We start from the raw sequence: 11,642 nt of genomic DNA, 5'->3' as shown, positions 1-11,642 counted from the left end.
CGCTCACCGGCAGCTGAAGCTGCTGGCGTTCTCCACATCGCCCGTGCCGTTGTAGCGCGCCACCTTGGGGTAGACGCACAGCGGGCGCGTGCGGTTGGCCGACCAGTTGGCGGGCAGCTCGGTGTTCACCACGTTGGCACCGGCACCGCGTGCCTGGGCCAGCACGGTGTCGGGCGCCTTGCCCTGTTCCACCCACTGCACCAGCGGGGCCAGCATGTCGAACTGGTCGGTGGCCGGGCCGCCCGAGCAGTGGTTCATGCCGGGCACCATGTACAGGCGCGCAAAGCCCGCGGCATCGCCCTTGTGGTGGGCCTGCAGCCGGTCCATCCAGTTGGCGGTGTCCACGGGGGAGAACACGCCATCGGCCACGCCGTGGTAGACCATCATCTTGGCACCGCGTTCCTTGAGGGTGCCGAGATCGACTTCATTGGGTGGCGTCATGAAGGACCAAGGCGACTCGGGGTAGAGCGCGCTGGTGGCGAACATCTTCGGGTAGTCGGTCTCCATGCTGAAGGCCAGGGCGTACTGCAGGCCCGTGGTGGCGCTGAAGGCCGCTACCGTGGACGGTGGCGAGGTGAAGATGAAGGCCACGGCGCCGGCGTCGCGCGTGGCGGGCGAGCCCAGGTGCCATTGTGCGAAGTTGACGCCGCCCACGCCCGGGTCGAACCAGGTGCCGGTGTACAGCGCTTCGCCCTTGCTGTTCTTGGGGCCGGCGAAGATGTCGGCCAGTACGGTTTTTTGCGCCGGGGTCAGGCAGCTGCCATCGCGCGCGGCACCGGGCGCGCAGCTCGGCACATCGGTCTGCAGGTTGAAGGCGCCCTGGCAGGCCGCCACGTCGTTGACCTGGCCGTCGGTCACGCCGTCCAGCGCGTCGCACTTGGCCAGGATGCGGCTGCCCAGCAATTTGTACTCGGCGGCCGTCACCGAAGTGTTCAGGTCGGGCTGGCCGCTGGCGTCGGGAGTGGAGACCTTGGCGTACTGCTGGGCCTTCCACAGTTGGGCCGTGGCCGCCTTGGGCAGGTGAAAGCCCGGGTTGCCGGCGAGGATGCCGTCGTACTGGTCCGCATAGCGCGAGGCGGCCACCATGGCATGGCGCCCGCCGTTGGAGCAGCCCGCGAAGTAGGAGCGGTCGGGCGCCTTGCCATAGGCGCTCTTGATGAGGTCCTTGGCCATGGGTGTGAGGCTGCCCACGGCCGTGTAGCCATAGTCCAGCCGGGCCTGCGGGTCCACGCCGAAGAAGGGCGTGGGTGCGCTGTGCCCCGCGTCGGAGCTGAGCACCGCGAAGCCCTGGCTCAGCGCCGGCGCGACGGGTGCCGCACCGCTGGTTGCGCCCAGCGCGGTGACCACGCTGCCGTCGAGGCCGCCATTGGCCTGGTAGAGGAAGCGGCCGTTCCAGGCCACGGGCATGCGCATCTCGAACCCGATGGCATAGCTCGCGCCATCGACGGCGCTGGTGCGCTGGTTCATCGCGCCCTTGACCAGGCAGTGCGCCGGGATGGGGGTGTTCACGCCGGTCGCCTTGAGCTCGCCCTCGGCCACGGGCACGGCGGAGGCGATGCGCGTGTTGGGCAGCGCCAGCGTGGTGGCCAGGTTGGCGCAGGACTGCAGCGTGCCCGGCGAGGCCGCAGACAGTTGCCGCAGCCCACCGTCCGATCCGCCGCAGCCGGCGACCAGCAGTGCGGCCGCGGGCAATGCCGCCAGTGCCAGGGGGCGGCCCAGGCCGTGCAGGTTCCAGATACCCTCGTTCCTCTTCATGGTGTTGTCTCCTCGTGTGTTGTCGCAAGGCGCAGGCAGGCAGACCCGCAGCGCGGCCTCGAAGCGCTGTGGGATGGGGAAAGCGAAGACAGAAAAGGCGTGGACCGTCAGGCGGCAGCCATGGCGGGCGCCTGACGTCGATGGACGTCGGCAGCGGCGGTGGACAGGCGCTGGCGGATGATGGCCAGGCGCATGTCGAATTCGGGCAGCACCCAGGTGGCGAAGGCACGGGCCGGCTCGGCCCAGCGCGGGCCCTGGCTGGCGGGGGTGGCCACAATGCGGGCCCAGGCCCATTCCAGCAGCACCAGGGCCACGGCGCGCAGGTAGTCGTCGGCCACCCAGTACGGGAGCTGCGGATCGGTGGCTGCCGCGGCCGCCAGGGCGCGCGTGGTGTCCGCCAGTGCGTTGCGCCGGGTGTTGGCAGCCTCGTCCTGCGGCAGGCCATGGCGCAGCGATGCGAGCAGGGCGCACAGGCCCTGGCCGCCATCGGCCAGCACCTTGCGCACCAGCAGGTCGAGGGCCTGGATCTCGTTGGTGCCCTCGTAGATCATGGCCACGCGGGCGTCGCGCACGACCTGCTCGATGCCCCACTCGCGCACATAGCCGTGGCCGCCAAAGACCTGCAGGCAGGCGCTTGCGCCGTGGAAGGCCTGGTCGGTCAGCGCGGCCTTGAGCACGGGCGTGACCAGCGCGCACCAGCGCTGGGCCACGGCGCGCTCGGTGGCATCGGGGTGGTGCCGCGCCCCATCGAGCTGCAGGGCGGTGTGGTAGGCCAGCATGCGCCCGCCGTCGATCCAGGCGCGCTGCGTCTGCAGGATGCGGCGCATGGCGGGGTGCTCGGCAATCGGGTCGGGGCCGGTGGGGGCGTTGCTGCCGGCGGCCCTGGGCGCACGCATCTGCCGGCGCTCCTGCGCATAGGCGCTGGCTTTCTGCCAGGCCGCCTCGAGCAGGCCCAGGCCCTGCAGGCCCACATGCAGGCGCGCAGCGTTCATCATCACGAACATGGCGGCCAGGCCCTTGTGCGGCTCGCCCCCCAGCCAGCCCGTGGCATCGTCGAAGCGCATCACGCAGGTGGGGCTGCCGTGCAGGCCCATCTTTTCCTCGATGCGTTCGCACACCACGGCATTGCGCTCGCCGCCCGGCAGCCGCTTGGGCACGAGGAACAGCGAAAGGCCTTTGGGGCCGGCCGGTGCGCCGGGCAGGCGCGCCAGCACCAGGTGCACGATGTTGTCGGTGAGGTCGTGCTCGCCGCCGGAGATGAAGATCTTGCTGCCGTTCACGCGCACGCTGCCGTCGGCCTGCGGCACGCCGCGCGTGCGCACCAGGCCCAGGTCGCTGCCCGCATGGGCCTCGGTCAGGCACATGGTGGCCAGCCACTCGCCGCTGGCGATCTTCGGCAGGTACGCAGTCTTCAGGGCGTCGTTGCCATGGTGGCGCAGGCATTCGTAGGCACCATGCAACAGCCCGGGGGCCATGGTCCAGCCGTGGTTGGCACCGGCCAGCCATTCGAACAGCACGCATTCGAGCACTGCGGGCAGGCCCTGGCCACCGTCCTCGGGTGCGCAGGCCAGCGAGGGCCAGCCGGCCTGCCAGAAGGCCTGGTAGGCCGCGCGAAAGCCGGCGGGCGTGGTGACGGTGCCGGCTTCGAAGCGGCAGCCTTCTTCATCGCCGATGCGCTGCAGCGGAGCGATGGCGCTGTCGACGAACTTCGCGGCCTCGTCCAGCACCTGCGCCGTGAGGTCACCATCGGTGTCGGCAAATGCCGCCAGCGCCTGCCACTGCGCAGGGGCCTGGAGCACCTTGGACAGCAGGTGCTGGATATCGGCCAGGGTCTGGTGTGCTTGCATGCGGGTCGTGCTTCCAATATCCGTTGTGTACCTGCGGCTTGGCAACTGGCGCAGCCAAAGACCAGCGCCACCGGGGCGTCCCCCCAGGGGACGCCAATCCAGACTCAGGATTCCGAGGTGAACCCGATCTGCTTGACCAGCGGGCCCCAGCGCTCGAACTCGGCCTTTTGGTCGGCCAGCATCTCCTGCTGCGTGCTGCCGTGGGCCACCAGGCCAACGATGCCCAGCGCGTCGATCACGGTCTTGTCCTTGAGCGCGCCGGTGATGGCCGCATTGGCACTGGCCAGCGTGGCGGCGGGCGTCTTGGCCGGGGCGTAGAAGCCGAACCATTCCTCGGAGGTCACGTCGGGGTAGCCCAGCTCGATGAAGGTGGGCACATCGGGCAGGTAGGGCGAGCGCTTCTTGCCCGAGGTGGCCAGCACGCGCACGCGGCCGGTCTTCATGTACTGCAGGTAGTCGCCGCTGGGGTTCATGGCGGCAGCGATCTGGCCGCCCACCAGGTCGGTGATGCTGGGCACGGTGCCACGGTAGGGCACGTGCTTGAGCTCCACTGCCGCACGGATGCCCAGCAGCGCGCCCAGCAGGTGGGGCATGGAGCCCGCGCCGGGCGAGCCGTAGCTGGCCTTGTCCGGATTCGCCTTGGCCCAGGCCAGGAAGTCCTTGAGCGTCTTCACCTCGGCCGGCACGGCCGGGCCCACGGCCAGGCCGTGGTGCATGATCGCGCCGATGGAGACGGGCACCACGTCCTCGGGCTTGTAGCTGAGCTTGGGGTAGATGTGCGGGTACACCGACAGGGCCGACACCGGTGCCAGGGTGAGCACCGAACCATCGGCGGGGGAGTTCTTCAGCGTTTCCACCGCAATGCGGCCACCGGCGCCCGGCTTGTTCTCGACGAAGCCCGGGTTCTTGCTGTAGGCCGTGCCGCCCAGCTTCTCGGCCACGCGGCGGGCCACGCTGTCGCCCGCGCTGCCGGCCGGAAAACCGTACATGATCTTGACCTGGTCCAGCGCCTGCGCGAAGGAGGACAGGGGATAAAGCGCCGCGAGGGCGGCGGCGCTGCCCAGGGTGTGAACAAAGTGGCGTCGTGTCGTCGTCATGGTTGTCTCCGGTATAGGTATGGTGTGTTGACGGGGCGGGGAATGGGGGCTAACGGGGCGCCATGCGCAGGGCGCCATCGAGCCGGATCACCTCCCCGTTGAGGTGTCCGTTGGTCACGATGTGGGCCGCCAGCTCGGCAAACTCCTCGGGCTTGCCCAGGCGTGGCGGGAAGGGGATGCTCGCGGCCAGCGACTGCTGCACGGCCTCGGGCAGCTCCTTCATGAGCGGCGTGGCGAACAGGCCCGGGGCCACGGTGCACACGCGGATGCCGTGCTGCGCCAGGTCGCGCGCCATGGGCAGGGTCATGCCCACCAGCCCGCCCTTGGAGGCGCTGTAGGCCTGCTGGCCCACCTGGCCGTCGAAGGCCGCCACCGAGGCCGTGAACATCATCACGCCGCGCTCGCCGTTGGAAAGGGGGGCCAGCTTGGCGCACGCCGCTGCGAACAGCCGGCTGATGTTGTAGCTGCCGATCAGGTTGATGCCCACCACGCGGGCGAAGTCCTCGAGCGGCGCAGCGCTGCCGTCGCGCTGCACCACACGCTTGGCGCTGCCAATGCCGGCCACGTTCATGAGGATGCGCGCCGGGCCCAGGGCCGCTTCGGCCTGGGCCAGGGCGGCGGCCACGCTCTCGGTCTGGGTGATGTCGCAGGTGCAGGCCACGGCCGTGCCGGCGCCATGCTGGCGGTTGATGCTCTCGGCCACCTGGGTGGCGAGGGCGGTGTTCACGTCGAGCACCGCGACCTTGGCGCCGAGGCGGGCCAGCTCGCGGGCGGTGGCCTCGCCCAGGCCCGATGCGGCGCCGGTGACGAGGGCGGTCTGTCCTTGGATCTGCATGGATGGTTCCTTGGGGGTTGGGCGTCAGGCGTTGGGCACGATGGTGCCGGGGGCGGCGCCGTCGTGCAGGGCCTGCACCAGGGCGTCGCGGTGCTTGAGCACGGCACGCTGGTTGATGGAGCCCTTGTCGGTGATCTCGCCCTTGTCGAGCGAGGGCGGCTCGGCCATGAGCAGTGCGCGCGCCACGCGGCTGGCGCTGCCCGTGGATTCGCGGGCCAGGTGGTCGATGACGGCCTGGATGCGCTGGCGCACGCCGGTGCTGGCGATCACCTCGGCCCAGGGGGCGTCGGCAGCCAGGCCGCTGACCTCGCGGCAGGCGGGCGAGAGGAACAGCAGCGCGCCCACTTCCTTCCTGTTCAGGCCGGTGAGCACCGCGTCCTGGATATACGGGGCGCCGGCCACGACGATCTTCGCGCGCATCGGGCCCACGCTCACGAAGGTGCCGGTGGAGAGCTTGAAATCCTCGGCGATGCGGCCATCGAAGCGCAGGCCGCGGTGGATGTCGTTGTCGTCGATCCACAGCACCGCGTCGCCGGTGCACAGGTAGCCCTCGTCGTCGAAGGCCTCGCGCGTGGCGGCGTCCGAGCGCCAGTAGCCCGGCGTCACGTTGGGGCCGCGGTAGCGCACCTCGGTCTTGCCGTCCACGTCCACCAGCTTGAGCGTCATGCCCGGCACGGGCGCGCCGATGTGGCCCGAGCGCACGTCGGGGCTGTTGCAGAACATCGCCGACGGGGCCGACTCGGTCATCCCCAGGCCTGTGGACATGACGATGCGCTCGCCGAGTTCGGCTTCCTGCGTGGCGTGCAGGCTGTCCCAGATGGGCTGGGCCAGGCCGGCGCCCGAGTAGAAGAACATGCGCACCCGCGACAGCAGCGTGCGGCGCAGCACGGCGTCGGTCTTCATCGCCTCGGCGATCATCTCGAAGCCGGTGGGCACGTTGAAGTACACGGTGGGCGCAATCTCGCGCAGGTTGCGCAGCGTCTCGCCGATCAGCGCGGCCGTGGGCTTGCCGTCGTCGATGTAGAGCGTGCCGCCGTGCTGCAGGGTGAGGCCGAAGTTGTGGTTGCTGCCGAAGGTGTGGTTCCAGGGCAGCCAATCCACCAGAACCGGTGGCGCTTCGGCCAGCACCGGCAGCGACTGCGTGATCTGCTGCAGGTTGGCGCACCACATGCGCTGGGTGTTGATCACCGGCTTGGGCATCTTGGTGGAGCCGCTGGTGAACAGAAACTTCACGATGGTGCCCGGGCCCGTGGCGTGCATGGCCGCATCCACGGCCGGCGTGGCCAGGGTGTTGCGCAGGCTCTGGAAGGTGGTGGCCTTGCGGCCGTCGATGGCGCCCTGGGCGAGCACGATCTCCACGTCCGCCGCCACGGTGGCTTCGATGGCGCGGCCAAAGCGCGCACCATCGGCCGCGAACACCAGGCCCGGCGTCAGCGTGTCCAGCACGTGGCGCAGCTTGTCGTAGTCCTGGCTCACGGTGGCGTAGGCGGGCGACACGGGGCAGTAGGGCACGCCGGCATAGATGCAGCCCAGCGCCATCAGCGCATGCTCCAGGCTGTTCTCGCTGAGCACCACCACCGGGCGCTCGGCGGAGAGGCCCCTGTCCAGCAGCGCCTGGCCGATGCTGCGCGCGGCGTCCAGCGCCTGGGCGTAGCTGATGTGTTGCCAATCGCCGGTGGTGCCGTCGGCCTGCTGCGTGCGGCGTGCCAGGAAGCTGCGCTCGGGCTCCGCCTCGGCCCAGTGCACCAGGTAGTCCGTCACCCGGCGCGCATGGGCGCCCAGGGGCAGATCGGCCTGCAGGTAGCGCACGCCGGGTGCGCCTTCGCGCAGATTGACGCGGGTGACGCCGAAGGGGACAGGGCGGTAGCGCGGCGGCGCGAGGGGAGTGGAAAGATCGCTCATGGGATGGAGGTCCGGCGGTAGGGGATGGGGGGCTCAGTCTTTGCGCACCTTGGCGGCTCGGCCTTCCAGGAAGTCCGCCAGGCGTGACTTGGCCTCGGGCGCGCTCTGGGCGATCGCGGCCATCATGGCTTCGGTGAAGAAACCCTGGTCGGCCGGCTGCTCGGCGATGCGCGGCAGGGCGTGCATCAGCGCGTAGTTGGTCAGCGGCGCGTTCTGCGCCACGCGCCTGGCCAGCTCCAGCGCCTTGGCGAAGGCCTGGCCCTCGGGCACCAGGTACTGGGCAAAGCCGACCTTCTCGCCGTCCTGCGCGTTGTAGACGCGGCCGGTGAGCATCATGTCCGTCATGCGTGCCGCGCCAATCAGCTTGGGGATGCGCACCGCGCCGCCGCCGCCCACGAAGATGCCGCGCGAGCCCTCGGGCAGCGCATAGAAGGTGGACTCGTCGGCCACGCGGATGTGGCAGGCGCTGGCCAGCTCCAGCCCGCCGCCCACTACCGCGCCGTGCAGTGCCGCGATCACGGGCACGGGGCCGTACTGCACGCGCTCGAGCGCCGCATGCCACATGCGCGAGTGGTACAGGCCCTGGCCCGCGTCGCGCTCCTTGAGCTCGGACAGGTCGAGCCCGGCGCAGAAATGCGGTCCTTCGCCGTCGATCACCGCGGCACGCACGCCAGCGGGCATGGTCTCGAACAGGTCGCGCAGGGCCAGGATCAGGCCGTCGTTCAAGGCGTTGCGCTTGGCGCTGCGGGTCAGGCGGATGACGGCAACTTCCTGCTCATCGCCGGAGAGCTCGAAATGGATGTCTGGATGGGTCATGGTGGCTTTCGTAATGGATGGATTGTGGTTATAGTTAATAACCAATTCAAGCAAGCCAGCCCGGTTTTTTATTGGTAGTTACCCTTGATCTGCGCCCCCTGCGGTGGTGCATGCTGAAGGGCGGCGCCATGCAAGCCCGGCTCCCATAGGAGACACATATGGACCACGAGAACCTGATCGCCATCGACATCCACACCCACGCCGAGGTGAGCTGCTGGAACCCCTTCGACAACTATGGCGAGGAGTACGACCGCGCCGCCGACAAGTACTTCAAGAACGGCCGGCGCCCGACCATCGCCGAGACGGTGGCCTACTACCGCGAGCAGAAGATCGGCCTGGTGATGTTCACCGTGGATGCCGAGTCCAAGATGGGCCGCCGGCGCATCCCCAACGAGGAGATCGCCGAGGCCGCCAAGGCCAACAGCGACATGATGATGGCCTTCGCCAGCATCGACCCGCACAAGGGCAAGATGGGGGCGCGCGAGGCGCGCCGCCTGATCGAGGAGCACGGCGTCAAGGGCTTCAAGTTCCACCCCACGGTGCAGGGCTACCACCCCTACGACCAGATGGCCTGGCCGATCTACGAGGTGATCGCCGAGTACGGCATGCCCGCCATCTTCCACACCGGCCACAGCGGCATCGGCAGCGGCATGCGCTGCGGCGGCGGCCTGCGCCTGGAATACAGCAACCCCATGCACCTGGATGACGTGGCCATCGACTTCCCCGACATGCAGATCGTCATGGCCCACCCGAGCTTTCCGTGGCAGGACGAGGCGCTCTCGGTCGCCACGCACAAGCCCAACGTCTGGATCGATCTGTCGGGCTGGAGCCCCAAGTACTTTCCCAAGCAGCTGGTGCAGTACGCCAACACCCTGCTCAAGGACCGCATCCTGTTCGGCAGCGACTACCCGCTGATCACGCCCGAGCGCTGGATGAAGGACTTCCAGGAAGCCGGCTTCAAGCCCGAGGTGATGCCCGGCATCCTCAAGGGCAATGCGGTGCGTCTGCTGGGGCTGGACAAGGCCGCCGAGAAGCCCGCTGCGGCCTGACCCGGTGCCTCAGTCGTAGACTTTCTGCAGCAGGCGGATCAGCGTCTTGCGCTCGGTGGCCGTGAGGCGCGCCGTGGCGTCGATTTCCAGCTGGGCCGCGGTCTGCTCGGCCTGATCGCACAGGTCCTCGCCCGCAGGCGTCAGGTGCAGGCCCATCGCGCGCCCGTCGCTCGGGTGCGGGCGGCGCTCGATCAGGCCGCGCCGGTCCAGCGCGGCGATCAGGCCCACCAGGTTGGGTGGCAGCACGCCCAGCGTGGAGCACAGCTGGCGCGAGGTGATGCCAGGGTTGTGCGCCACCAGCGAGAGCACCGAGAAATCCACCACCTTGAGCCCATAGACCGCCATGCGCTCCATGAACACCTCGATGATGGACAGCGACGCCCGGCGCGCGTTGTAGCCCACCAGGGTGCGCAGGTAGCTGTTGTCGACCACGTCGGTGGCGGTGGGTGCGAGGGTGGGGGAGGAAGCGCTGGCCATGGGGTGATGCTGCTGGAGGTGGCGAAACTATAGCGTTCAAGCCGGACTGCGCAGTACGCGGCGGTATTGAACTGCTTCGGCGACATGGCCGACGGCGGTGGCCTCGGCACCGGCCAGGTCGGCAATGGTGCGCGCCACCTTGAGCGCGCGGTGCGTGCTGCGCGCCGACCAGCCCAGGCGTGCAGCCGCGGTGTTGAGGAACTTGGCGGCCGCATCGTCCAGGTGCAGGTGTTCGTCGATCTCCTGGCCCTGCAGCGCCTGGTTGGTCCGGCCCTGGCGTGCCAGCGCCCGGGCACGTGCCTGCACCACGCGCTCGCGGATGGCGGCGCTGGATTCGCCGGGAGCCGCCTTGAGCAGCTGCTCCGAAGGCACGGCGGGCACCTCCACATGCAGGTCGATGCGGTCCAGCAGCGGGCCGCTGAGCTTGCCCTGGTAGCGCGAGATCTGGTCGGGCGTGCAGCGGCAGGCGCGCTGGGTGGAGCCGAGAAAGCCGCAAGGGCAGGGGTTCATGGCCGCGACCATCTGGAAGCGGGCCGGAAAATCGGCGCGCTGCGCCGCGCGGGAGATCGTGATGTGGCCGGTTTCCAGAGGTTCGCGCAGTGCCTCCAGCGCAGCCCTGGTGAACTCGGGAAATTCGTCGAGAAAAAGCACGCCATGGTGCGCCAGCGAGATCTCGCCAGGCCGTGGCGGCGAACCTCCCCCCACCAGCGCCACGGCACTGGCCGTGTGATGGGGTTGCCCCGTGGGTCGCAGTCCCCAGCGTTCGGGGCTGAAGCGGCCGGCCAGGCTGGAGATGGCGGCGCTCTCCAGTGCCTCCTGCACCGTCATGGGCGGCAGCAGGCCGGCAAAGCGCTGTGCGAGCATGGACTTGCCCGAGCCGGGCGGCCCGGCCATGAGGGCGCTGTGGCCACCGGCTGCGGCGATCTCCAGCGCGCGCTTGGCCATGGCCTGGCCTTTCACGTCGGCCATGTCGGGGCCCTGCAGCCCGCTGACCATGGGCGTGGGCTGCAGGCGCGTGAAACCATCGCTGTCCCCTTCGGGCGGCGGCGTGCCGGGCGGCAGGAAGGCGCGCACCACATCCAGCAGGTGGCGCGCACGCACCACCTGGGCATCAGGTACCAGGGCGGCCTCTTCGGCACTGCCCGGCGGCAGCACCAGCTGGGCGCTGATCTGCTGGGTCTGCAGCGCCAGGCTGGTGGCCAGCGCGCCACGCACGGGGCGCAGTTCGCCCGACAGCGAGAGTTCGCCCGCGAATTCATGGCCCGCCAGGCGGCTGCCATCGATCTGCCCGCTGGCGGCAAGGATGCCCAGCGCGATGGGCAAGTCGAACCGACCCGAATCCTTGGGGAGGTCGGCGGGGGCGAGGTTCACCGTGATGCGCTTGTTGTGGGGGAACTCCAGTCCGGCGTTCTGCAGCGCCGAGCGCACGCGCTCGCGGGCCTCCTTGACCTCCACCTCGGCCAGTCCCACCAGGGTGAAACTGGGCAGGCCATTGGCCAGATGCACTTCAACGGTGACGGCCGGTGCCTGCAGCCCCAGAAGGGCGCGGCTCTGCACCAAAGCAAGACTCATGGACGACTTTCTCCCCAGATGGGTGCGTTTTATGGTGCACTGGCGTGAAATGTTTCACGATCGCACCATGGTGGTGCGCGTCAGCAATCCTCTCAACCCTCACTTTAATAGGGAATCCCCATCTGTCCCGGCCCCAGGCGAATTGCGTGTCGATGGTGCATGGCACGGTCCATGCTTAAAGCGCTTGTCCCTACTTTGTCCAACCGGAGGAAACATGACCCGCGCATCCATCAAGTTCCTGGGCGCTGCCCTTGTCGCAACCCTGCCTCTGCTGGCCAGCGCCCAGCTGACG

General features: G+C 69.3%; 9 protein-coding genes and 1 pseudogene. 2 read left to right on the top strand and 8 right to left on the bottom strand.

Annotated elements, in window-relative coordinates:
- Positions 1-3: 3 nt before the first annotated feature.
- From PMI14_RS03010 to PMI14_RS02985, 6 genes are all read right to left on the bottom strand, one after another.
- Positions 4-1,755 carry a tannase/feruloyl esterase family alpha/beta hydrolase gene (locus PMI14_RS03010; RefSeq protein WP_007849369.1) on the bottom strand — a complete coding sequence of 584 codons (1,752 nt, stop codon included), beginning with the start codon at positions 1,753-1,755 and terminating at the stop codon, positions 4-6.
- Positions 1,756-1,862: 107 nt separating this feature from the next.
- Positions 1,863-3,602 carry an acyl-CoA dehydrogenase family protein gene (locus PMI14_RS03005; RefSeq protein WP_007849367.1) on the bottom strand — a complete coding sequence of 580 codons (1,740 nt, stop codon included), beginning with the start codon at positions 3,600-3,602 and terminating at the stop codon, positions 1,863-1,865.
- A 104-nt stretch (positions 3,603-3,706) separates the two neighbouring features.
- The gene (locus tag PMI14_RS03000) at positions 3,707-4,699 is read right to left on the bottom strand and encodes a Bug family tripartite tricarboxylate transporter substrate binding protein (protein WP_007849365.1); all 993 of its coding nucleotides are present in this window, start codon (positions 4,697-4,699) and stop codon (positions 3,707-3,709) included.
- Positions 4,700-4,748: 49 nt separating this feature from the next.
- Entirely contained in the window at positions 4,749-5,534 is a 786-nt protein-coding gene (locus tag PMI14_RS02995) for an SDR family NAD(P)-dependent oxidoreductase (protein ID WP_007849361.1), read from the bottom strand.
- Between the two features lie 24 nt (positions 5,535-5,558).
- Complete coding sequence (locus tag PMI14_RS02990) at positions 5,559-7,436, bottom strand: feruloyl-CoA synthase (protein ID WP_007849360.1); 1,878 nt, start codon at positions 7,434-7,436, stop codon at positions 5,559-5,561.
- Between the two features lie 33 nt (positions 7,437-7,469).
- Positions 7,470-8,252, bottom strand: a complete 783-nt coding sequence (locus PMI14_RS02985) for a crotonase/enoyl-CoA hydratase family protein (protein ID WP_007849359.1) — start codon at positions 8,250-8,252, stop codon at positions 7,470-7,472.
- Positions 8,253-8,410: 158 nt separating this feature from the next.
- Between PMI14_RS02985 and PMI14_RS02980 the strand changes: the two genes are divergently transcribed.
- Positions 8,411-9,301: a 4-hydroxyphenyl-beta-ketoacyl-CoA hydrolase gene (locus PMI14_RS02980; protein WP_007849358.1), complete on the top strand. Its 891-nt coding sequence runs from the start codon at positions 8,411-8,413 to the stop codon at positions 9,299-9,301.
- A gap of 9 nt (positions 9,302-9,310) precedes the next feature.
- Here the strand turns inward: PMI14_RS02980 and PMI14_RS02975 are convergent, their stop codons facing one another.
- Together PMI14_RS02975 and PMI14_RS02970 are read right to left on the bottom strand one after the other, a co-directional pair.
- Entirely contained in the window at positions 9,311-9,778 is a 468-nt protein-coding gene (locus tag PMI14_RS02975) for a MarR family winged helix-turn-helix transcriptional regulator (protein WP_007849356.1), read from the bottom strand.
- A gap of 36 nt (positions 9,779-9,814) precedes the next feature.
- Entirely contained in the window at positions 9,815-11,350 is a 1,536-nt protein-coding gene (locus PMI14_RS02970; protein WP_007849353.1) for a YifB family Mg chelatase-like AAA ATPase, read from the bottom strand.
- On the opposite strand from PMI14_RS02970, the pseudogene PMI14_RS35490 reads away from it, so the two are divergent.
- Positions 11,349-11,642 (top strand): annotated as a pseudogene (locus PMI14_RS35490) (hypothetical protein); the annotation flags it as partial. The gene PMI14_RS02970 and the pseudogene PMI14_RS35490 overlap by 2 nt on opposite strands.

Source organism: Acidovorax sp. CF316, assembly GCF_000276605.1.
Classification (GTDB): Bacteria; Pseudomonadota; Gammaproteobacteria; order Burkholderiales; family Burkholderiaceae_C; genus Acidovorax.
Note: the sequence above shows the minus strand (reverse complement) of the source record. Positions and strands in the feature narration are given on the sequence as shown.

Excerpts from the sequence above, each read along its gene's own strand:
- PMI14_RS02970 (WP_007849353.1), bottom strand. The coding sequence starts at position 11,350 with ATGAGTCTTGCTTTGGTGCAGAGCCGCGCCCTTCTGGGGCTGCAGGCA.
- PMI14_RS03000 (WP_007849365.1), bottom strand. The coding sequence starts at position 4,699 with ATGACGACGACACGACGCCACTTTGTTCACACCCTGGGCAGCGCCGCC.
- PMI14_RS02980 (WP_007849358.1), top strand. The coding sequence starts at position 8,411 with ATGGACCACGAGAACCTGATCGCCATCGACATCCACACCCACGCCGAG.
- PMI14_RS02985 (WP_007849359.1), bottom strand. The coding sequence starts at position 8,252 with ATGACCCATCCAGACATCCATTTCGAGCTCTCCGGCGATGAGCAGGAA.
- PMI14_RS03005 (WP_007849367.1), bottom strand. The coding sequence starts at position 3,602 with ATGCAAGCACACCAGACCCTGGCCGATATCCAGCACCTGCTGTCCAAG.
- PMI14_RS02990 (WP_007849360.1), bottom strand. The coding sequence starts at position 7,436 with ATGAGCGATCTTTCCACTCCCCTCGCGCCGCCGCGCTACCGCCCTGTC.
- PMI14_RS03010 (WP_007849369.1), bottom strand. The coding sequence starts at position 1,755 with ATGAAGAGGAACGAGGGTATCTGGAACCTGCACGGCCTGGGCCGCCCC.
- PMI14_RS02995 (WP_007849361.1), bottom strand. The coding sequence starts at position 5,534 with ATGCAGATCCAAGGACAGACCGCCCTCGTCACCGGCGCCGCATCGGGC.
- PMI14_RS02975 (WP_007849356.1), bottom strand. The coding sequence starts at position 9,778 with ATGGCCAGCGCTTCCTCCCCCACCCTCGCACCCACCGCCACCGACGTG.